The sequence below is a fragment of the Paenibacillus aceris genome (genome assembly GCF_017874035.1).
Classification (GTDB): Bacteria; Bacillota; Bacilli; order Paenibacillales; family NBRC-103111; genus Paenibacillus_E; species Paenibacillus_E aceris.
Genome location: NZ_JAGGKV010000002.1, coordinates 85324 through 107122, shown reverse-complemented (window position 1 = coordinate 107122; position 21799 = coordinate 85324). Strand labels below are relative to the sequence as shown.

Sequence of the window (21799 nt, the reverse complement as noted above, 5' to 3'; positions counted from 1 at the left end):
ATCCCAAGTGAAGTCGAAATTGAATAAAGCTTATATGACCGAAGTACTTGAGATGCTGCTGCGTACGCCTAGTCCGACAGGTTATACGCACCACATTATGAAAAAGGTTGAACAAGAAGTGAATAAGCTTGGTTATGAGCTTACATATACGAATAAAGGCTGCGGTGTGGTGACTGTTCCAGGTATTCGTAATGACCGGGTAATTGGGATTTCTGCGCATGTGGATACCCTTGGCGCTATGGTTCGTTCGATTAAAGATAACGGTACCCTCAAAATCACATCTTTAGGCGGTTTCATGATGGGCGCTATCGAGAATGAGTACGTTCAAATTCATACGCGCGATGAACGCGTTTATGATGGAACGATTCTGACTTCGAGACCATCTGTGCATGTCTATGAAGATGCCAGAGAGTTTAAACGTGATGAAGCTAACATGGAAGTTCGCATCGACGAGCTTGTAAAGTCCAAAAAAGAAGTGCAGGATCTTGGTATCCGGGTAGGGGATTATATTTCTTTTGATCCGCGTGTCCAAGTGAAGGAAAACGGCTTCGTGAAGTCCCGTCATTTGGATGATAAAGCGAGTGTGGCTTCGTTATTCGGCCTGCTAAGACTTATCAAAGAAGAGGGTCTAAAACCACTCTTTACGATAAAACTGTTTTTTTCCAATTATGAAGAGGTTGGGCACGGGTCATCTTTTATTCCAGAAGATATTACAGATTTTATTGCAGTAGATATGGGCGCGCTGGGCGATGATTTGAGCGGTAGCGAACGTGATGTTTCTATTTGCGCTAAGGATTCATCAGGCCCTTATGACTATCACATGACTTCCAAAATGATTGAGCTTGCCGAGAAGCTGGGAATTGGCTATGCCGTTGATATATATCCAAGGTACGGCTCAGACGCCTCTGCCGCGCTCAGGGGCGGACGCGATATTCGCGCCGCGCTGGTAGGGCCCGGCGTTCATGCGTCACACAGCATGGAGCGGACGCATATGGATGCTGTAGTTAATACCGCAGCACTTCTGACAGCCTACGTGATGGAGCCTGTGGAAGCATGAATATTTTGAGTGCAGTCAATATTACCAAAACCTTTGGCGACAAAATATTGTTCGATGACATCTCGTTCACGGTGAACGAAAAGCAGCGCATCGGTCTCATTGGCGTGAACGGTACTGGCAAATCCACGCTGCTGAAGCTGTTAGCGGGGCTGGAAACTGCGGATCGCGGCAAGCTCGTGCACGCGAACCATTTCCGGGTGGAATACTTGCCGCAGAACCCGGAGTTCGATCCGAACTCCACCGTTCTTGAGCAAGTATTCCACGGCGACACGCCGCTCATGAAGACGCTGCGCGACTATGAGCTGGCCCTGGCTGAGCTGGAGCTGGATCCCTCCAGCGAGAAAAAGCAAGCGCGGCTGTTCACAGCCCAGTCGCGCATGGATGAGCAAGGTGCCTGGGAAGCCAGCACCTTGGCCAAAACCGTGCTGATGAAGCTAGGCATCAGCGAGTTCGACAAGCCCGTCGGCCTGCTGTCCGGCGGGCAGCGCAAACGCGTCGCCATGGCGCGCGTTCTGATCCAACCCGCCGATCTGCTCATCCTGGATGAGCCGACGAACCATATCGATAACGAGACCGCGATCTGGCTCGAGGAGTTCCTCGGCAAATGGCGCGGCGCGCTGCTGCTCGTTACGCATGACCGGTACTTCCTGGAGCGGGTGACGAACCGCATGCTGGAACTGGACCGGGGCAAGATCTACAGCTACGAGGGCAACTATGAGGCGTTCCTCGAGAAAAAAGCGGAGCGGATGGAATCCGAAGCCGCCAGCGAAGATAAGCGGCAAAATCTGATGCGCCGCGAATTGGCTTGGCTTCGTCGCGGCGCGAAGGCGCGCACGACGAAGCAGAAGGCGCGCGTGCAGCGCGCCGAGGAACTGCGGGACCACAAGGTGGACGGTCCCGGTGAGAAGCTTGACATGGCGCTGGCTGGCAGCCGCCTTGGCAAAAAGGTGATGGAGCTGGAAGCCGTCACCAAAGCGTTCCCTGGCGGGAAGACGCTGCTGAGCGGCTTCAGCTACATTGTGATGCCGAAGGACCGCCTCGGCATCATCGGTCCTAACGGCAGCGGCAAGTCCACGCTGCTCAACATGCTCGCCGGGCGTATTCAGCCCGACAGCGGGACGATCGAGCACGGCCAAACCGTGAAGCTGGCCTATTACACGCAAGAAAACGTCGAGATGGATGAAAAGATGCGCGTTATCGAGTACATCAAGGAAGCCGCCGAATTAATTCGGACTTCGGATGGAGAAACAATTTCCGCTTCACAGATGCTTGAGCGTTTTATGTTCTCCCCGACACTACAGTGGTCGCCTATCGGGAAGCTCTCTGGTGGTGAGCGCCGCAGACTGTACTTGTTGCGCACTCTTATGGGAGAGCCGAATGTGCTGCTGCTTGATGAGCCAACGAACGATTTGGACATCCAGACGTTGACCATTCTGGAAGATTATCTGGATCATTTCCCTGGGGCTGTCATTACCGTTTCCCATGATCGTTACTTTTTGGATCGAACCGTCTCCCATCTGTTTGCTTTTGACGGTCAAGGAAGAATCGAACCATACATCGGCAATTACTCTGATTATTTGGAGGAGAAGCAGCAGCAGGAAGAGGCGGAACAAGCGCGAAAGGAATTCGTGAGGCAAGCAAGCGGCAGCGCTAGCCCGAGCAAAGCAGTTCCCGGCGATTCTCAAGCATCAAGCGGCTCAGCAGGCACAAACCGTCCTAAAAAGCTAACGTTCAAAGAACAGAAGGAATGGGACGAAATTGAGAGCACGATTGCTGGCTTAGAAGATAAGTCGGCGAGCTTGAAACAGCAAATCGAAGCAGCCGGCAGCGACTTTGACCGTGTTCGTGATTTGTATGAGCAGGAACAGCAAACTACGGCCGATTTGGAAGCAGCGATGGAAAGATGGACTTATTTATCCGAGTTGGTAGAAGAAATAGAGCGAAATAAGTTATGATAGAAGAAACTATAATAAAGGCAGGTATGTATTCCACATGATTAATGTTAACAACGTGACGCTTCGTTACGGCAAAAGAGCCCTTTTCGAAGACGCCAATATTAAATTTACACCAGGGAACTGTTACGGGCTTATCGGCGCGAACGGTGCAGGGAAATCCACATTTCTAAAAATTCTTTCCGGCGAAATTGAGCCAAACACAGGTGAAGTGTCTATCACTCCGGGCGAAAGAATGGCTGTTCTGAAACAGAACCATTACGAGTTTGACGAAATAGAAGTTTTGAAAACCGTCGTTATGGGTCATGCTCGTTTGTTCAAAATCATGGAAGAGAAGGATGCTTTGTACGCGAAAGCAGATTTCTCTGAAGAAGATGGCATGAGAGCTGCCGAACTTGAAGGCGAGTTCCAGGATTTAGACGGCTGGCAAGCGGAATCCGACGCGGCTGAGCTGTTGATCGGTCTTGGTATTCCAACTTCTCTGCATGACACGAAGATGAAGGACCTTGACGGTAACGAGAAAGTCCGTGTGCTCTTGGCGCAAGCTTTGTTCGGCAATCCGAATATTTTGCTGCTCGATGAGCCTACCAACCATTTGAATTTAGAGTCGATTCGTTGGCTGGAAAACTTCCTTGCCCGTTTCGAAGGCACAGTTATCGTTGTATCCCATGATCGTCACTTCCTGAACCAAGTGTGTACACACATTGCGGATATTGACTTTGGTAAAATTCAAATGTATGTCGGTAACTATGATTTCTGGTACGAGTCCAGCCAACTTGCACTTCGCCTTGCTAGAGACGCTAACAAGAAAACGGAAGAAAAACGCAAAGAGTTGGAAGCCTTTATCGCACGTTTCAGCGCGAACGCGTCCAAATCCAAGCAAGCCACTTCCCGTAAAAAACAACTTGAAAAGCTTACGCTTGAAGATATTCGTCCTTCCAGCCGTAAGTATCCGTTCATTCACTTTAAAGGTGAGCGTGAAGCTGGTAAACAGCTGCTTGCTGTTGAAAGTATCTCCAAAACGATTGATGGCGTTAAAGTATTGAATAATGTGACGTTTACGCTTAACAAAGGGGACAAAGTTGCATTTGTCGGTCCGGACGGTATTGCCAAAACGACACTATTCAAAATCCTGATGGGTGAAATGGAAGCAGATGAAGGTACATTCTCATGGGGTGTAACGACTTCGCAAGCTTATTTCCCGAAAGACAGCCAAGATTACTTTAATTCCGATTTGAACTTGGTAGATTGGCTGCGTCAGTATTCCAAGGATCCGGATGAATCCTTCCTTCGCGGCTTCCTGGGGCGTATGTTGTTCTCTGGCGAAGAAGCTTTGAAGAAGGCTAATGTTCTCTCCGGAGGAGAGAAAGTACGCTGCATGTTCTCCAAAATGATGCTAAGTGGTGCTAACGTTCTCATCCTGGATGAGCCAACGAACCATTTGGATCTGGAGTCGATTACAGCGCTCAACAACGGTCTTGTTGATTTCGATGGTACAATGCTATTCGTTTCTCATGACCATCAGTTTATTCAAACGATCGCAAATCGCGTGATGGAAATCACACCGAAAGGTCTCATCGACAAAATGCTTACGTATGATGAATACCTGGAAAGTGAAGATGTGAAAAAACAACGCGAAGTTCACTACGCGTAAGATAACATGAAAAGCGCCCTGATGTGTGACTCTCAGGGCGCTTTTACCTACATAGCTCTAGCTTCCGCCTGTACGACGGCGTTGATTATTCACTTTTTTCGTCATTTGACTTTTTGCGCTTTGGTTCGTATTGCCGGCTTGTTTAGGGTTTGCGCGTGCTGCGGCTTGATCCGCTTTCTTCTGAGCTAACTTTTGTTTAATCGCATCGGCTAGACTTACTTTTTTTGGACCTTGTTGTTCTTCCAATTGATCTTGGGGCTTGTCTGACATCGAAACACCTTCTTTACGTGATATGCTTTTAGTATAATCGAATCAAACAAAAGATGAAAGAAGGTGTACACGATGTTTGACCCAACAATCTATGACAATATCAAGGTGGTTCTTGAGGGAGCCGTCTATGACCTGGATTTGGATGGGAAAATTTTAATCACACGCCGGGAAGATCTAGTGGATCTGTCCTCGATGTCGCGTACGTATGCGATTGAATTTGCAAGAAAAATTGATAAACCAAGCAAAGCAGAAATTAACCTGCATGTTCATTTAAGCGATTTGGCTGCTGAAATTTTAGAGAATCCTACCGCCAAGCCAGGCTGTACATTAACGATTAAACTTTTTACGAAGGTTAATAATCCGGAAGTTGAGTGCAAGCATATTGAAGAGCAGCTAAGCTTGATATGGGAGCACCGTCCGCTAATTTCTCAGCTTCTTTCCTACAAATACGGCATACATCCGATTGCTTATCATAATCAAATTACGCTTTCTTTTGGCCGGAAAATTGATGAGAGCCATTTGGATGACTTTCCACATCTCATCGGATATGCGGCTGACAGTTTGGCTTGGTTAGATGAAAGAGGAGGTTAGCATGAAGGAGCTTACCCAGCAGCAATTGTTAGAGTGCGTGAACAAACAGGAGGCGTCCTTTGCTGTATTTCTATTTACACCTTTCTGTGGTACATGCAAAGTGACAGAGCGTATGTTGGATATTATCCTGACCATGCAGCCCAATTTGCCGCTCTATAAAAGCAATATTAATTTTCTCCCGCAAATTAGCCGTGAATGGCAAATTACAAGTGTGCCGTGTATAGTTATTTTCGAACAAGGAAAAGAAAAAGAGTTGATGTACCGCATGCAGTCGGTGGATGAGCTATATCGCAAACTGCTGCCGCTGAGCAGCAAGTAACTAATAGGAGATGTTGACAATGAGCAGCTTTCAAATAGGAGATCGTGTTATTGCTGAGTATAAAACAGGGGTTTACTTTGGTGAAGTGGTGGAGATGTCGAACACGATGAAAGCAGCAGTCCGCATTCTGGCCGTGAAAGAGCATCCGACACAAGGGGACTTGCATAATCCGATGGATCCAAGCGTTGCTTTTTTTCATCAAAGACGGGCTTTATCATTTCAGGAGATCGCTTTAATGCCAATTTCAACCATACGTCCATATGCAGGTGCCATTCCGGAGTATCGAGAATCACTGGAGAGAGCGCTTTTGGCGCAAATCTCAAAGCTGTCGGAAATGGAAGCATGGGCCCGACGCTCTCTGCAGGAGCTTACTCAGCTACAGAAGGAATATTTTCCGAATTCGAATTAAGAAACTTCCAGGTACAATTTTGTGCCGTCGTTGTATTTGAAAATAGCGACATCACCAATGATCTCAATCATCGAGATCATTTTTAATTTTCGGCGAAATTCAAAATGAAGTTCAAACTCCTTAAGTTTGCTGGACAACAGTTCCATATGTGAGCTGCGATGTGTGAAATTAAGCACGGGGATGGATTTGTTTTTGAATTTAATAGTAATTGCTTGCATGTTAAGCCCTCCTTCACGTTTTCCACCCGGAAAACTAACCAGCTGGTCTACACATTTAGGATACATTTCAAATGTTAATTATGTTTGAGACTAACTATTAAAAAAGTTTTAGCATCTTATTATATGTAAAGAATAGCGATAGAGGGCTAGTTCCTTAAAGAATCTTTTCAAAATAATCGGGAAATCGTCCCCAAACCTTTCGAAAAGGGACAGATTGGCGGTTGCGGCGAAACATAAGCACATTTATAATAATAAAGATTGTAATCTAACACGTTTCGGGGGTATAAAAATGACAGCAGGAAATCCAGTCCGTATCGGTATTATCGGTTCCGGGAATATCGGAAATGTACATATGGAAGTGCTAAAGAAAGTGCCTGAGGCAGAAATTACCGCGGTAACAGACGTGTACTTACCGCTTGCAGAGGCTAGAGCCAAGCAGCATAACATCGAACGGGTTTATGAGAATACGGACAAGCTGCTTGCAGACCCAAACATTGATGCAGTGGTCATTGCTGTATCCAACGAGTGGCACGCGCCTATCGCCATCCAAGCGTTAGAGGCAGGCAAGCATGTAATGCTTGAAAAGCCGATGGCGCTGAATCTTGAATCTGCCAGACAAATTGTAGAAGCAGAGCGCAAGGCCGGCAAAGTGCTGATGATTCCCCATCAGTTGCGCTGGGAGACCCTTTCACAGGCTGTCAAACAGCAGGTAGATAAAGGCGCATTGGGACATATTTATCACGCCAAAGCAGGCTGGATGAGACGGAAAGGAATCCCTGGCTGGGGAACCTGGTTTACACAAATGGGGAAATCCGGCGGAGGACCGTTGATTGACCTTGGGGTGCACATGTTAGATTTATCCCTCTATTTGATGGGGAATCCGAAGCCGGTTTCGGTTTATGGGGCTACTTATGCCGAATTTGGACCTCGCAAAAAAGGTATTGGTTCCTGGGGGACACCGAACTGGGATGGTCAATATGATGTAGAAGATTTAGCTACAGCGTTAATTAAGCTGGATAATGGCGCAACCCTATCGCTCGATGTAAGCTGGGCCGCACTTATCGAAACAGATAATCAGCCTTATGTTCAGCTGCTTGGTTCCGAAGGTGGAGCTTCCATTCGGGGAACGAAAGGGAAGCTTTTGGCGGAAATGTTTGACCGCGAAGCTGATGTGGATCTGACCATTCCTGAGCAGGATGAAGGGGCGCGCGTTCGTATGATGAGACATTTCATAACTTGTATCGAAAGCGGTCAACAACCGATAACCTCAGTCATGACGGGCTATACGAATAATTTAATTCTAGATGCGATTTACCGATCTTCACAAACCGGCAATGAAGTAAAACTGAACTGGGACATCGAGTAGACAGGGGCTGCAGCAAGTGAATTGGGAGTTATTTAGTATCATCGGGACCATCGCTTTCGCAGTGTCTGGAGCGATTGTTGCGATGGAAGAGGAATATGATATTCTAGGGGTTTATGTTCTTGGACTTGTAACAGCTTTCGGCGGTGGTGTCATTCGTAACTTGCTGATCGGCAAACCCGTTGTCTTATTGTGGGAGCAAGGACTTTATTTTCAAATTGCTTTGTTTGCTATGACCTTGGTGTTCCTGATGCCGGTCAAATACATTCGGGTTTGGAAGACTTGGGAGGCTTTCTTTGACGCCATCGGCTTGGCGGCCTTTTCCATTCAAGGTGCTTTTTATGCAACAAATATGGGGCATCCTCTCAGTGCCGTCATTGTGGCTGCTGTTTTAACAGGGATCGGCGGCGGGATGGTCCGAGACGTATTGGCCGGTCGCAAACCGCTGGTGCTCAAGGATGAAATCTATGCCGTATGGGGCATGCTGGCCGGTGCGCTGATTGGTCTTGGCTGGTCACAGGGTGCCTGGCAAATCTCCGTGCTTTTTGCTCTTATCGTCATTTTGAGAATGTTATCGGTCTTTTACAAATGGAAGCTGCCTAAACGTTCTTTACGCAATTCGATGGTGGAATCAACACGGACACTCGATTCGTAGCATAACGAGGTCGGAAAGAGGTGAATTCAATTGGAACAGGAAGCATCATTCACAAATCAGCAAAAGATTTCCGCTGAAACGATCGCCTCGCGGATTATTCCGGTAAAGGAATTACTGCAAACAGAACTTGATCTATACGAGGTATCCAAGGATGCGGAGACGGGCGAGCACTATCTGCATTATGCCTATATGCATCGCGATTTTTCGAATACCGGCGTACCTGAATCGTTTCATTATTTACTTCCGATTGACAGCGATGACGTGCTCGGGATGATTTTCGGTGAACAAGGCTATGCGTATCCGGAGTTTTGGCGTAAATCCTTTTTGCGGAACGGCCCGGAAGGATTCTATATTTGGTTTGATCCCTCCCATGAAGCGGAGCAATCAGAGGATGAGGCAATCGCCGCTGATTTACTGAATAAGTTGAGGGCATTTAAGGAAAACGGATCTGCGGACCCCGATGCGGTTCGTAAATTGCTCGAAGAACTGGATGAAACACGAAAAAAAGAAGACTAAAGGATGAAAAGGCCTGCTTGCCAATGAATTGGCGGCGGGCTTTTTTTGTTATTTATGGCGGTTATTAGCGCTGTTGGAATGAGGATTGGAAGATGCCAAGTGATTTTATTTTCGTTTTTCATGTCAATATGGATGCATTTGGAGTAAATAACGGACTACAGTTCCCGCAATTAAGCGCCTTATGCTGGTTTTGGTGAAATAGGACCCTGTAGTTCCACTTGCTCTACCCATTTCATAACTTTTAGTCCATTGTATTGAGCTGAGTAGGTAACTGAAAAATTAGTCCTTCGGAGTATTTTCAACAAAAGCTAAGGTACAGACACAGCGAGTGCAGAGCAAACATTTTTTATATTTAGTAAAAATGAGGATAAATGTCCATATTAACGCTAATAGCTATTTTTCAGAAGGGAGGATGAAATCATGAGTTTAGATTCTTATCAATTCGCTAATCTAGGCGCGCACGAGCATTTGCTGGAAGATTTGCGCCGCTTGGAATCCCGCATGAAGGAAGAATTGGGCTCCGACGTCACTTTGATTGCTTACGAACAAGGGGCGAAAGAGAACAACAATAAATAAAAAAAAGCGCAACAGAAGGGGGAGCTTTTTTATGAAAAAAACAATGATTCAAATTGTGATGTCGGTTGTTCTCATGGGCACAGCAGCCGGCTGCACGGCGGCAAGTCCGAACAATCATGGGGGGGCCAGCTCTTCCAATCCGAATGCAGGTACTTGGGATACCGGACTCAGGAACAATGAAAATGCTTCGCTTGGGGCTAAAAGTGTTAACCAATCACCGCTGCCTTCCATGCGGCCGTCAACGAGTGATAACATAAAAGCACATACAAATACACATATGTCGATGAACCGGGATTTAGCGGATGGGATCATTCAAGCGGCTCACCTTGGGAGTACGGCTGTAGCGATTACAGATAACAACATTTATATCGCTGTGGATATGGGGGGGATGCAAGCCATGGGTACTGGTGATGACGGCATCAAAATGCTAAGTAAAACAAACGACCCTGAAAAAGGAGCAGGTTTATTTGGTTCAGGGGTTGGCGCCCAGATGGACTGGCTTTCAGCCAAGCCGCTCCCCGCAGAAAGCGCCAACGCGATTAGGAGTTTGCTGACACGCATTTATCCGGAAGCAAATATCTTCATTTCCACGAATCCGCATTTCGTGAATCGTATGATGTACTACGATGGTCAGCAGCAAAAAAATAAACACATGGATACGTACCTCAATGAATTTAACACGATGATTCAGTATGCTTTTCCGAGCTATTCTTCGGGTCAAAGAAACACATTGCCTTAAGATAGCTCTGTACATCAAAGTTTTAAAGTTCCCCTCAGCTACCTGCTGGGGGTTTTGTCATATGGATATGAGCTTGCCTCAAATAGATCAAGAAGGAGAAAGACGATGTGTCAACAACATGCTGCCATGGATAGCCTTGGAGCTGGCTGGTCATGGAACGTCCAATCACAGAAATGAGCAATAAATTTAAGGTCAGAGCGTACTGCAGTTCGCGTAAATGTGAGTATGTCCATCCGGATGATATCATTCGAGCGATAAATGGTGAATCCTCCTATGCTTTAGCACTCCATTATAACGAATCACCTTCTAAGCCAAGTTGTCCGAAATGTGGAGAAGCGATGGCTTTCTACTCTTACTCTGTCATTGAGGAGCCTTGGCTGCCTTGATAGGCTTGACAACCTTAGCTTTCCTGATGAATAGTTAGAGAACAGAGAAATCAGGAGAGGAACATCAGATCATATGTTACCAGAAGGTATACCGCAAGAAATCCGCGAAAAGATGGAGAATAATAAGGTGAACAGACAGGGGAGCGCCAATTCGGAAGATCTTAAATTAGTCGGATCAGCCGCTTTTGAAGCTCCGCGGGAAGACATACTCATTGATAGCATAATTGCGCTTTATTTAGGTAAAAATGTGCTGCTGAAAGGGCCTACTGGCTCGGGGAAAACCAAGCTTGCCGAACATGTCTCTGCGCTTTTTAATCAACCCATGCATGCCGTGAACTGTTCGACCGATCTTGATGCGGAAGCATTGCTCGGGTTTAAGACGTTAACGCATGATGAGCAGGGGCGTTCACATATTGTTTTCATCCCTGGACCGATCATGAAAGCCATGACCAAGGGACATTTTCTATACATAGACGAAATTAATATGGCGAAACCTGAGACGTTGTCGCTGATCAACGGAGTATTGGATTATCGAAGATCGATTACGAACCCTTTTACAGGGGAAGTGATCACCGCTCATCCCGATTTCAGAGTTGTAGCTGCCATCAACGAAGGGTATATGGGGACAGTGCCCCTAAATGAAGCGTTGAAAAACAGGTTTGTAACCGTGGATGTTCCCTATTTGCAGGGGGAAGCCTTATACCAGCTCTTGAAAAGCAAATCCATCTTGCGTGACGACAAGCAATTGAGAACCTATGTGCAGCTGTCAGCTGATCTTTTAACGCTGATTGAAATGGGGCAGCTGCCGGATGAAGCAGGTTCAATTCGAGCATTGCTGGATGCTTGCGATCTGTCCGCATATATTCCGCCGATGAGAGCTGTATCGCGAGCCATTGCCGATAAATTGGAGGATGAAAGGGAACGTGCTGCCGTGATCAATACGGCGGAAACGTTATTCTAAGCCGATGTTTGTAGGAAAGATCAGCATGCTGGATGATAAAATAGATGCCATGCTGCAAATGCAGTTGGTGGATTTAGCCCGGATGTTCACGAAACGCAAAGAGCTGGAAGTGGAAGCCGCGTTTCACGCAGATTACGAAGAAAGCGCCGCGCGAATCACAGTTAGCCAGTTTTGGTGGGACTATCCGCCGAATGATAAAGCAGCAGGAATGAAAAGCGATGTGTATTTGCGTGGAATCGGGAGCGCTTGGTATACAGGGGCGGACGCTGTGAAGTCATATCTGGCATTTTGTCAGCGGTCGCGTATGCCAAAGCTGGCGAACGCACTATTTGCGCTGTGTGAAGATATGCGATTGGAACGTATTTGCCGATCGCGCAGACCAGGGACTGCCCGTGTTTTTGCAGAGCGGCATCGCATTTTCGGGGCTTATTACGGACATAAACTGCGCACGCATTTGAACAAAGGCGAGCTCGCAGATGCCGTTGTGTTATCGGTTTATGGTTGGTTTACGGGGGCACAATGGAGTGCAGCCGAGGGGATAGGGCTGGCTTCGCGCCTTGCGCCGTTGTATCCCGTTTTGGAGCGTATTGAGGAAGCCGAGCATACAGCGGAAGTGGCTGCCAGCTGCGAGGAAATGGTAGAAGCACTGGCTCATTGGCTGGATAGCGATGTAAGGGCTGCTTATTTCTGGATGCAGCCAGGGAGCGGCGTGGCGGAGCCGCTGCCGGCCGGGTATAAGGGCGAGCTGAAGCGCGCCAAGCGGCTCGTCAACTTGGATGTGCTCCCCGAGCAAGAGGGGGAGCGCCAACTGCCTGGCCAGGAGCGCATGCCGACCTGGCACCGTGAAAGCAGCGACCGCAGCCCTGGGCTGCTGCGGTTTGAGTTGGAGCGCGGCTCACGCACAGCCGCGCTCGGCTCTGCGCCCCGCGAGGGCGACGCCGCCGATCAGGCGCTCGCCATCGTCCAGGGGCGCTCGCAGCGCGCCCAGCGCACCGGCGCCGCCTCCGGCGAGCGGCGCGGAAAAGCTGCCGTGCCTGCTGCCGCAGGGCACGGGGAAGGCGCTGTCGCCGCGTATGCGACGGCGACGTGGCTTGCGCCTGAGCGGCCGACTGCTGCGCAGCAGGCCGCTTTCAGGCGCCTTAGCGAGCGCGCAGCGCCGCTCGCTAAGCCTTTGCAGCGTGCGATACGGCGCACGCTGGAGCAGAGACGGGTCGCCCCGCGAGGCGACCTCTTGTTTGGGCGGCTCGACAAGCGGCTGACGCGAGCCGTTACACAAGAGCAGCCGCGCCTCTTCTATAAGAAGCGCGCGCCGGTTCCGCAGCTCGATGCGGCGTTCGCGCTGCTCGTCGACTGCTCGGCGTCCATGTATGACAAAATGGACGAAACCAAGCTAGGTCTCGTGCTGTTTCACGAGACCCTCCAATCCTTGCGAATCCCCCACGAAATCGTGGGCTTCTGGGAAGACGCGGATCGCGTAACCGAGGACGAAGCGCCCAACCTGTTCCAGGTTGCGGTGGACTTCGGCTCCTCGCTTGCTTCCGGAAGCGGCGCAGCGCTTATGCAGCTTGAGCCGCAGCAAGATAACCGAGATGGCTTCGCGATACGCAGCATGACAGAGCGCTTGCTTCGGCGTGCCGAGCGCCAACGTATCCTTCTCGTATTCTCGGATGGCGAGCCATCCGCGGCTAATTATAACGACGTAGGGATTCTTGATACCTACGAGGCAGTTCTGCGCGCCCGCAGGCTGGGGATCGAAGTTATCTCCATTTTCTTGGCAAGCGGTACCGTTCATGAAACAGAGCGGATCGCGATGCGCAACATGTACGGACGCAGCAGTATTGTCGTGCCCCATGTAGAGGAGTTAACCGAACAACTGGTTCCGATCTTGCGCAAACTTTTGTTGAAATCTATCTTTTGATGTCGAAATCCTTTACAATAGATCAGGGTATTTGCGAAGGATGCTGGCAAAGTACCCTGATTATGCCATGATTGTTATCATTACTAACATACATATCCATGAGTTATAAGCCTGCGCAGGTTGGGCAAAACATTAAGGGGGAAATCATTTCATGTACGGAGCACCATTATCGAACAAATCCAAGAAAATTATGCTTTTGGGATCAGGAGAACTTGGGAAAGAAGTCGTTATCGAAGCGCAGCGTCTAGGCATAGAGACTATTGCCGTGGATCGTTACGCGCATGCACCTGCTATGCAGGTCGCGCATCGCAGCCATGTGATCAATATGCTGGATGGGGAGCAGCTCCGGGCATTGATTGAGCAAGAGCGTCCGGATCTGATCGTACCTGAGATTGAAGCAATTGCGACGCCTGTTCTTGTAGAGCTTGAGCAGGAAGGCTACCGCGTCATTCCGACGGCAACAGCTTCCAGGTTGACGATGGACCGAGAGGGCATTCGCCGCCTGGCTTCAGAGACGCTGGAGCTGAGAACAGCTAAGTATGCTTTTGCCAATAGTCTTGAAGAATTGCATGCTGCAGTTGCTGAAATTGGTACCCCGTGCGTCATTAAGCCGATCATGAGCTCTTCCGGCAAAGGTCAAAGCGTATGCCGTACACCTGAGAATGTGGAACAATCGTGGAACATTGCGATGGAAGGCGGTCGTGCTAAGAACGCTCGCGTCATTGTTGAGGAATTCATTCATTTCGAGTCTGAAATTACGTTGTTGACCGTTCGCTCTGTTTCGGGAACAACGTATTGTGAGCCAATCGGTCATATTCAAAAGGACGGCGATTACATCGAATCCTGGCAGCCGCATGCGATGACAGAGCAGCAAATTCTGGATGCGCAGCATATGGCCAAAACGATTACGGACGCACTCGGCGGCTACGGTATTTATGGTGTAGAGCTATTCTTGACGAAAGATGGCGTATACTTTAGTGAAGTTTCGCCTCGCCCGCATGATACTGGCATGGTTACGATGGCGACACAGGATTTGAGTGAGTTCGCCCTTCATGCGAGAGCGATTTTGGGATTGCCAATCACGGGCATTCGTCTCTTAACGCCTGGTGCCAGCTATACGCTCAAAGCGGACCGCGAGCAAGTGGAGTATTCGATCAGCGGGCTGGAAGAAGCGTTATCGGTTCCGAATACGCAGGTTCGCGTATTTGGTAAGCCGGAGACAAAAGTAGGCCGTCGTATGGCGGTTGCGCTTAGCAGCGGTGAAACTGTAGAGGAAGCTCGAAGCTTAGCGAAGCAAGCAGCAGGCAAGCTTCAACTGAACTACGAATAAGCAGCAATTCTTGCATGGCCCATCGTCATCATCAGGAGGAAACTACATGGAAGCTAAACCAGCAAGACTCTCCCGGACCGTGTTGACCGAAATTATTTTGCCAGCGGACACGAATTATCACAATACAGTGTTTGGCGGCCGCGTCATGCAGTACATCGACAAAGTGGCGACCATTGCATCCATGCGTCATTCCCGCAGAGGGGTAGTAACGGCTTCTAGCGACAGCTTGGATTTCTATGCACCAGTTAAGCTTGGGGAAGCTATTCAGTTGGAAGCATTTGTCACTTGGACGCATCGAAGTTCAATGGAAGTCTTCGTAAAAATCGAATCGGAAAACCTGTTGACAGGTGAAAAGAAACGAACAGCCAATTCCTATTTAACCTTTGTGGCTCTGGATGATAACGGACAGCCTTGTGCAGTGCCGGGCATTATCCCAGAGACGGAGGAAGAGAAACGACTTTTCGAAACGGCTGAGACACGATTTGCCGCGCGCAAGCTTCGAAAAGAGGAACGGAGTTTGTATATGTAGTTCATATCGAGCAGATCCCTTTGGGGTCTGCTTTTTTTTGTCCATAAGAGCTGCAGCAAAGGACTGTAGTTCCCTATTTTATTCGCGATTACATTAGTCATTTTTTACTATGCTGTTCAAGTATTCTGGGGCTACTATATGACGTTTAAATACGCGCCGGATATTAGCAATTCGTATGCTGCAATTGAGAGCTTTGGAAATCGGGAAGTTAAGTTTGGGGTTAAACCTAGTTCGTTTGATGTGACTAGTGAAATTATGTTTATCATGGCAATAGGTGTATTTACATATATTTCAACAAGCTATGTCTCGAAGAAAATAAGAAACCACTGAAACCAGCCCTCTTGAATAGCGTATTGAAATAAATCGATCCTTTTTTACTACTCATGCCAATCGGAGGTAACATCATAATGAATGCACATGAAATTGATTATCGTATTTTGGGCAATGAAATGCAATATGTGGAAATTGAGCTTGATCCCGGTGAAAGCGTCGTTGCGGAAGCTGGGAGTATGATGATGATGGATCAAAATATTCAGATGGAGACGGTTTTTGGGGATGGCAGCAGTGATAACAAAGGGTTCATGGGCAAGCTGCTTGGTGCCGGCAAACGGTTATTGACTGGGGAGAGCTTGTTCATGACGGTGTTCACAAACCAAAGTCGTGGCGGGAAAGAGCAAGTTACGTTTGCAGCCCCTTATCCAGGCAAAATCATTCCAATGGATTTGTCTACTCTCGGAGGCAAATTGATTTGTCAAAAAGATTCCTTCCTTTGCGCAGCAAAAGGCGTTTCCGTAGGAATTGCTTTTCAGCGTAAGCTAGGGGCCGGCTTCTTCGGCGGCGAAGGCTTTATTATGCAGAAAATTGAAGGAGATGGCTTGGCATTCGTGCATGCAGGCGGTTCTATTTGCGAGCGGGTGCTTCGTCCAGGTGAAGTCATTCGTGTAGATACAGGGTGTCTTGTAGGTATGACCCAAGATGTGGATTATGACATCGAAATGGTAAAGGGTGTGAAAACAGCGCTTTTTGGCGGTGAAGGCTTATTTTTCGCAACGTTGCGCGGACCAGGGCGTGTGTGGATCCAATCGCTGCCTTTCAGCAGGCTCGCTGACCGTATCGCTTCGGCATCGAAAGCAGGAGGTCGGAAGGAAGAGGGCAGTATCTTAGGCGGTTTAGGCAATTTATTGGATGGGGATGGCAGGTAAACGACTTCGTCCACAATAGGAAAGCCCGGCAGCGAATTGATATTCGCTCCGGGCTTTTTTACTATTGCCTTACTTAGCTCCGCCTTCTGCGAGGATAGTTTCCCAGATTGCGCCTTTGCCGTAAAGTTCTTTGTTTACCTTATCCCAGCCGCCAAGATATTCAATGTTGAATAAGCCGGCAGGAGTTGTGTAGTTTTTCTCGTATTGCTTCGCAATTTCGGGAAGTACGGAGCGGAAGCCCTTATCTGCGAATACTTTTTGAGCGTCAGGGCTCCATAGGTATTCAAGGAATGCCTGAACGGCTTCACGGTTGCCATGTTTATCTACGTTTTTATCAATAAGTGCAACAGGGTTTTCGATGGATGTTGTATATTGAGGAATGACTTCCACATATTTTTTACCGGATTGAATGCGGGAAATGAGTTCGTTTTCGTAAGTGACAATGGCATCGCCAACGCCTTTATCGAAGGTCGCTAGGGAGTCAGCGCCGCTCTTATCAAGCACTTTGATGTTCTTGTATACTTTAGCGAGGTAATCCTTCGCGAAAGCGGGATCTTTTTTGCCAGCAGCTTCGGAAGTTTTCAGACCTGCACCATAGATCGCATTGATATCCCATTTAGCTCCGCCAGAGGTGCTTGGATTCGGGATTAAGACTTCAACACCCGGTTTTGTCAAGTCGCTCCAGTCTTTAATGCCTTTTGGATTGCCCTCACGAACGCCAATGGCTGCGATGGAAGATGTAATATTGCCTTTGTATGGGTTATTTTTCCAGTCGTGCGTGATTAAACCTTTTTCCACGATTTTTTGAATGTCGCCTTCTAGGGAAAGAGGCGCGATATCCGCTTCAAAGCCTTGGATAATCGCAGTAGCTTGTGAACCGGAAGCCACATAGGATTCTTGGAATTCTACGGTTTGGCCGGTTTTCTTTTTCCACTCTTCTTTGAATTTAGGCAAAATAACGTCAAAAGAGTCTTTGAGGATGGAATAGGCGCCAATGGTGATGGTTACTTTTTCTGCTTTTGGAGCAGAGCTGGCAGCTGCCGTAGCTGCAGCAGTTGATGCGGCTGTTGGAGCAGGCGAACTTGCTGTTTTTGTGCCTGTTCCGCAAGCGGTAAGCGCGATACTTGCTGTGAATAATACAGTAGTAAGTAGGCCTAATGATTTGAATTTTTTCATGGTTTACAACTCCCCTTCATCTTTAAACTCATTTTTTATATAAAAACAGGCAGTGGGTCTTGTTTCGCCTGATTTTCAATGACGATGTTTTCGGTTTTGGTAAAAACAGAGATATGATTGATCAGAATATTGACCTCATCGCCGGGTTGATAAATTTTTTCCTTCACAGATTGATAAGCGAAAAGCTTAAGTGCACCCGTATCAATTTCCAGATACCAGGAATCCCCGCGGAAATGGACATGAGTAACTTTTCCTTTTTCACCAGCCGTCGCTAGATGACTAACGTCGTGGGGGCGAACTTCGATGGATTCTGGCCGGATCAGCACATTCACATCTTGCAGCCATTTGCCGTCTTGTTGAATTTCATCCAAGTAAGGGAAGCCGATGAGCGGTGTGTATTGGGAGATCACATTAGATTCACCGATAAAGGAAGCGACGAAGGAAGAGGCAGGCTGCGTATAAATCTCCCATGGACTGCCTTGCTGTTCGATTTTACCCCCTTGCACGAGGATGATTTCATCAGCCACTTCAATGGCTTCATCTTGATCATGCGTGACGAAAAGGGTTGTCACTTTAAATTCATCGATCAGATTTCGCAGCCACAGGCGCAACTCTTTGCGGATTTTGGCGTCGATCGCGGCAAAAGGCTCATCAAGCAGCAGCAATTGCGGCTCTGGCGCTAAAGCTCTGGCGAAAGCAACACGTTGGCGCTGTCCCCCTGAAAGCTGGTGGGGGTATTTGCGCTCGTTACCGGCAAGCCCCATTAAGTTCAATAGATAGGTAACTCGGTCATGGATGAAGTCCTTTGGCTTTTTCAAAACTTTGAGTCCGTATGCCACGTTGTCAAAAACAGTCATATGTTTGAAGAGGGCATAGCTTTGAAAAACGAAGCCGATGCCACGATCTTGTACAGGGAGATGCGTAGCCAGTTTCCCATCGAAATAGATGTCACCGGTCGTCGGACTCTCAAGTCCGGATAACATGCGCAGGATGGACGTTTTACCGCCGCCGCTGGGACCGATCAAACCAACGAGATGCCCTTTGGTAATACTGAAATTAACATCCTTGATGGCATGAAATGACCCGAAATGTTTATTGAGATTCTTTACTTCGATATGCATAAGGGGTTCCTCCTTAATGGCTTTTCAACTTTTCGCTTCTTCTTTTCAACCACTCAAGAGCTAATAAAATAGAAATGGATATGAGACCGAGTACAAATGCGACGCTGTTCGCTGCAACGAGCTGAAATTGCTCGGCATCTTGATACACGAGTGTTGTTGCTGTTTGTGTTTGGTTGATGATATTTCCTGAGACAACTAGGATAGAGCCGAATTCACCAAGCGATCTTGCAACGGTTAAAATGAGTCCATATACAACGCCCCAGCGGATACCCGGCCATGTGACCTGGAAAAAGGTGCGCCATGGACCAGCGCCAAGGGTAGATGATGCTTCTTCGGATTGTGTGCCGATCTCTTCGAGCAAAGGAACGACTTCCCGAACCATAAGTGGAAACGTAATGAACATTGTAGCTAGAACCATACCGGGAATGGCGTAAACGATTTTCATATGATGATCTTCCATGAAAGCGCCGAGCGCTGTATTTGGACCGAAAATAAGAATAACCATTAAACCGACTATGACAGGCGATACAGCAAAGGGTAAATCGATCAGTGCATTGATGAATGGTTTCAACCAACGGGAGATCCAGGAGCCTCTTACGATTTCTAAAGAAAGGTAAACACCGACGATTGTATTCAGCAAAGTGACGATCAGCACGATAATGAAAGATATTTTCAAGGCATGCAAAGCTTCGGGTCTTACAAGCGCATCGAGAAAGGCTTTCGGACCTTCTTCAAAAGCACCGAAGGTTATGCCAAGGAAGGGCAGCATAATCAGTAGAAAAATGACGAGAAACGAAATGCTAATTAATATTCTTCTCATGCGAGGCGCCCCTTTCCGCGTGTCAATACATTGATGATCCATAAAATGAGGAGTGACAATGTAAGGAGCACAAGAGAAATAGCGGCTGCGCCTTCGGGATTATAGTTTTGCGTTTCACCGTATATATAGACCGAAGCGACCATCGTTTTACCCGGCAAATTGCCGGAGATTAACGAGATAGCGCCAAACTCGGCTAGGGATCGAGAGAAAGCAAGCATGCTGCCGGCAAGAATCCCCGGGAAAACAGCTGGAAAAACAATTCGGCAGAACGTATACAATCGGCTCGCGCCCAGTGTAAAACTGGCTTGTTCTTCAGCGGGATCAATTTGCTCGAGGAGCGGTTGAACGGTTCGTATCACAAAAGGAAAGGTAACGAAGACCAAGCCGATTACAATGGCCGTTTGATTGTAAAGCAGTTTAATCCCAGCATGATCGAGCCATACGCCTAGAGGACTAGAAGGTCCAAGCAGGGTTAGAAACATGAGTCCTGCTACAGAGGTCGGGAGTGAGAAAGGAAGATCGACCATACTGTTCAAAATGCTCTTCCCTCGGAATGTATATCTCACTAGCACATATGCGATAATGGTCCCTACAATGGCTTGAATTATCGTCGATACAATGCTGAGCTTGATTGTAAGTAAAATGGACTTCCAGGCTAAAGGTCCTGTTACTTCTTGCCAAAATGGCTCCCATCCCAAGGAAAAACCTTTGAAATAGATGGAACCAATCGGGATGAGCAGAAGCACAATCAGATAGCCGATAAGCACAGATCGAACCGTAGCTTTAAACACCTTATTAATCACATTACACCACCCATTTTTATTAATCATAGTGATTTACTCGGAATATTAAATTGACTATAACAGCGTGTGGTCAAATTTGTCAATACATCTATTCCTGTTTTTTATGGAAATATTCAAATTAATTTATAATTGTCAAACGTGTACCCTATACGTGATCAGCCATTATATGAAAGAATACAAAATAGCTGTATGAATTGGTTGTAACACCACAGTGAACGGGGACTCAAACGCTATTGTTTGCAAAAAAAGTATTGACGCGGCTAAAGGCCAGTGATAGTATATGTATCAATTAATACCCGAGTAAAACAATATGAATTATAAAGTTTAAAAGAGTCGACCAGATGACTGGAGACTCCCGTCCTTGCTTAGCAGGGATTGGGAGTCTTTTTGTTTTCTAACGCCTCTTCACTTTATACAAAGAAAGAGGGAATCACATGCTAGCTAATCGCACCGTTCCAATTGCCCATTCTAAGGTTTGGCAGCCATGGGTCATTCCGATTCTCATTTTACTGCTGTGGCAAGTGCTTGGCTTAACCGGATGGTTATCGCAGCGAATTTTACCAACGCCATGGGAAGTCGTGAAAGCTCTATATGGGGTGATTAAAGACGGATCCATTTTTGAATATGTTGCGGTGAGTACCAAGCGGGCGTTTCTAGGCTTCCTCATTGGCGGCAGCATCGCATTTGTCATCGGCTTACTTAATGGGATTTTTCCAATCGCTGAAAGATATATTGATTCTTCGGTGCAAATGGTTCGAACCATTCCGCATCTTGCGATGATCCCGCTCGTCATTATGTGGTTTGGCATTGGCGAAACCTCCAAATTATTTCTGGTTTCACTCGGTGTTGCTTTCCCGATCTATCTGAATACGTTCCATGGCATACGGTCCGTTGATCCGGGTTTGATTGAGATGGGCAAGGTCTATGGACTTAGGGGATTCTCGTTATTTGCTAAAGTAATTTTACCGGGAGCACTGGCGAACATTCTGCTTGGTATCCGCTTTTCCTTAGGGATCATGTGGCTCAGCTTGATCGTAGCTGAAACGATTGCTGCGGACTCCGGGATTGGCTATATGGCGACGCATGCCAGAGAATTCATGCAGATGGATGTGGTTGTGTTATGTGTCATTTTATATGCAGTCTTAGGGAAGCTATCGGATTTAATTGCCAAATTTTTTGAAAATCGCTGGTTGAAATGGCATCACAACTATATTCAAAAAGCTTAAGAAGGGGA

General features: G+C 47.5%; 24 protein-coding genes. 18 read left to right on the top strand and 6 right to left on the bottom strand.

What is annotated here, in order from left to right:
• The first annotated feature begins 7 nt into the window (after positions 1 to 7).
• Genes J2Z65_RS04670 through J2Z65_RS04660 form a run of 3 tightly spaced genes read left to right on the top strand, consistent with a single transcriptional unit; the run spans position 8 to position 4663 of the window.
• Positions 8 to 1057, top strand: a complete 1050-nt coding sequence (locus J2Z65_RS04670; RefSeq protein WP_338111577.1) for a M42 family metallopeptidase — start codon at positions 8 to 10, stop codon at positions 1055 to 1057.
• On the top strand, positions 1054 to 3012 hold the full coding sequence (locus tag J2Z65_RS04665) for an ABC-F family ATP-binding cassette domain-containing protein (RefSeq protein WP_167054148.1): 1959 nt from the start codon (positions 1054 to 1056) through the stop codon (positions 3010 to 3012). The genes J2Z65_RS04670 and J2Z65_RS04665 overlap by 4 nt, the downstream gene beginning before the upstream one ends.
• A 37-nt stretch (positions 3013 to 3049) precedes the next feature.
• Entirely contained in the window at positions 3050 to 4663 is a 1614-nt protein-coding gene (locus J2Z65_RS04660) for an ABC-F family ATP-binding cassette domain-containing protein (RefSeq protein WP_167054151.1), read from the top strand.
• 57 nt (positions 4664 to 4720) lie between these two features.
• On the opposite strand, the gene J2Z65_RS04655 is transcribed toward J2Z65_RS04660, so the two are convergent.
• Complete coding sequence (locus J2Z65_RS04655; RefSeq protein WP_145655009.1) at positions 4721 to 4933, bottom strand: hypothetical protein; 213 nt, start codon at positions 4931 to 4933, stop codon at positions 4721 to 4723.
• A gap of 72 nt (positions 4934 to 5005) precedes the next feature.
• On the opposite strand from J2Z65_RS04655, the gene J2Z65_RS04650 reads away from it, so the two are divergent.
• The 3 genes from J2Z65_RS04650 to kapB are packed head-to-tail and all read left to right on the top strand — an operon-like array spanning position 5006 to position 6252.
• Positions 5006 to 5524 (top strand): hypothetical protein, encoded by a 519-nt coding sequence (locus J2Z65_RS04650; RefSeq protein ID WP_167054153.1) that lies wholly within the window; start codon positions 5006 to 5008, stop codon positions 5522 to 5524.
• 1 nt (position 5525) lies between these two features.
• A complete protein-coding gene (locus J2Z65_RS04645; RefSeq protein ID WP_167054155.1) occupies positions 5526 to 5843 on the top strand; it encodes a thioredoxin family protein in 318 nt (105 codons plus the stop codon).
• Between the two features lie 19 nt (positions 5844 to 5862).
• On the top strand, positions 5863 to 6252 hold the full coding sequence (gene kapB, locus J2Z65_RS04640; protein ID WP_240159528.1) for a kinase-associated lipoprotein KapB: 390 nt from the start codon (positions 5863 to 5865) through the stop codon (positions 6250 to 6252).
• Here kapB and J2Z65_RS04635 read toward each other — a convergent pair.
• Positions 6249 to 6470: a hypothetical protein gene (locus tag J2Z65_RS04635; RefSeq protein WP_167054158.1), complete on the bottom strand. Its 222-nt coding sequence runs from the start codon at positions 6468 to 6470 to the stop codon at positions 6249 to 6251. The two genes, kapB and J2Z65_RS04635, sit on opposite strands and share 4 nt — an antisense overlap.
• A gap of 289 nt (positions 6471 to 6759) precedes the next feature.
• On the opposite strand from J2Z65_RS04635, the gene J2Z65_RS04630 reads away from it, so the two are divergent.
• The 11 genes from J2Z65_RS04630 to J2Z65_RS04580 all read left to right on the top strand — a co-directional run bounded on the left by J2Z65_RS04630 (position 6760) and on the right by J2Z65_RS04580 (position 16645).
• The gene (locus J2Z65_RS04630) at positions 6760 to 7836 is read left to right on the top strand and encodes a Gfo/Idh/MocA family protein (protein WP_167054160.1); all 1077 of its coding nucleotides are present in this window, start codon (positions 6760 to 6762) and stop codon (positions 7834 to 7836) included.
• Positions 7837 to 7852: 16 nt separating this feature from the next.
• The gene (locus J2Z65_RS04625) at positions 7853 to 8488 is read left to right on the top strand and encodes a TRIC cation channel family protein (protein WP_167054162.1); all 636 of its coding nucleotides are present in this window, start codon (positions 7853 to 7855) and stop codon (positions 8486 to 8488) included.
• 30 nt (positions 8489 to 8518) lie between these two features.
• Positions 8519 to 9004, top strand: coding sequence for a hypothetical protein (locus tag J2Z65_RS04620; RefSeq protein WP_167054164.1), 486 nt, complete (start codon positions 8519 to 8521; stop codon positions 9002 to 9004).
• A 420-nt stretch (positions 9005 to 9424) separates the two neighbouring features.
• A complete protein-coding gene (locus tag J2Z65_RS04615; RefSeq protein ID WP_167054167.1) occupies positions 9425 to 9580 on the top strand; it encodes a hypothetical protein in 156 nt (51 codons plus the stop codon).
• Between the two features lie 31 nt (positions 9581 to 9611).
• Positions 9612 to 10319, top strand: coding sequence for a hypothetical protein (locus J2Z65_RS04610; RefSeq protein WP_167054169.1), 708 nt, complete (start codon positions 9612 to 9614; stop codon positions 10317 to 10319).
• A 152-nt stretch (positions 10320 to 10471) separates the two neighbouring features.
• The gene (locus J2Z65_RS04605; RefSeq protein ID WP_240159529.1) at positions 10472 to 10705 is read left to right on the top strand and encodes a hypothetical protein; all 234 of its coding nucleotides are present in this window, start codon (positions 10472 to 10474) and stop codon (positions 10703 to 10705) included.
• 73 nt (positions 10706 to 10778) lie between these two features.
• Positions 10779 to 11666 (top strand): ATP-binding protein, encoded by an 888-nt coding sequence (locus J2Z65_RS04600; RefSeq protein ID WP_167054171.1) that lies wholly within the window; start codon positions 10779 to 10781, stop codon positions 11664 to 11666.
• 4 nt (positions 11667 to 11670) lie between these two features.
• Positions 11671 to 13584 carry a nitric oxide reductase activation protein NorD gene (locus tag J2Z65_RS04595; protein WP_167054173.1) on the top strand — a complete coding sequence of 638 codons (1914 nt, stop codon included), beginning with the start codon at positions 11671 to 11673 and terminating at the stop codon, positions 13582 to 13584.
• A 151-nt stretch (positions 13585 to 13735) separates the two neighbouring features.
• Positions 13736 to 14914, top strand: a complete 1179-nt coding sequence (purT, locus tag J2Z65_RS04590) for a formate-dependent phosphoribosylglycinamide formyltransferase (protein WP_167054174.1) — start codon at positions 13736 to 13738, stop codon at positions 14912 to 14914.
• A gap of 46 nt (positions 14915 to 14960) precedes the next feature.
• Positions 14961 to 15443 carry an acyl-CoA thioesterase gene (locus tag J2Z65_RS04585; protein WP_167054176.1) on the top strand — a complete coding sequence of 161 codons (483 nt, stop codon included), beginning with the start codon at positions 14961 to 14963 and terminating at the stop codon, positions 15441 to 15443.
• 407 nt (positions 15444 to 15850) lie between these two features.
• A complete protein-coding gene (locus tag J2Z65_RS04580; protein WP_167054178.1) occupies positions 15851 to 16645 on the top strand; it encodes a TIGR00266 family protein in 795 nt (264 codons plus the stop codon).
• A 69-nt stretch (positions 16646 to 16714) separates the two neighbouring features.
• Here the strand turns inward: J2Z65_RS04580 and J2Z65_RS04575 are convergent, their stop codons facing one another.
• Genes J2Z65_RS04575 through cysT form a run of 4 tightly spaced genes read right to left on the bottom strand, consistent with a single transcriptional unit; the run spans position 16715 to position 20565 of the window.
• Positions 16715 to 17821 carry a sulfate ABC transporter substrate-binding protein gene (locus J2Z65_RS04575; protein WP_167054180.1) on the bottom strand — a complete coding sequence of 369 codons (1107 nt, stop codon included), beginning with the start codon at positions 17819 to 17821 and terminating at the stop codon, positions 16715 to 16717.
• A gap of 35 nt (positions 17822 to 17856) precedes the next feature.
• Positions 17857 to 18942: an ABC transporter ATP-binding protein gene (locus tag J2Z65_RS04570; protein WP_167054182.1), complete on the bottom strand. Its 1086-nt coding sequence runs from the start codon at positions 18940 to 18942 to the stop codon at positions 17857 to 17859.
• Positions 18943 to 18955: 13 nt separating this feature from the next.
• Entirely contained in the window at positions 18956 to 19762 is an 807-nt protein-coding gene (locus J2Z65_RS04565; RefSeq protein WP_167054184.1) for a sulfate ABC transporter permease subunit, read from the bottom strand.
• Positions 19759 to 20565, bottom strand: a complete 807-nt coding sequence (cysT, locus tag J2Z65_RS04560) for a sulfate ABC transporter permease subunit CysT (RefSeq protein WP_338111578.1) — start codon at positions 20563 to 20565, stop codon at positions 19759 to 19761. The genes J2Z65_RS04565 and cysT overlap by 4 nt, the downstream gene beginning before the upstream one ends.
• 434 nt (positions 20566 to 20999) lie before the next feature.
• Here cysT and J2Z65_RS04555 point away from each other — a divergent pair, with 434 nt between their 5' ends.
• Positions 21000 to 21791 carry an ABC transporter permease subunit gene (locus tag J2Z65_RS04555; protein WP_167054189.1) on the top strand — a complete coding sequence of 264 codons (792 nt, stop codon included), beginning with the start codon at positions 21000 to 21002 and terminating at the stop codon, positions 21789 to 21791.
• Positions 21792 to 21799: the final 8 nt, after the last annotated feature.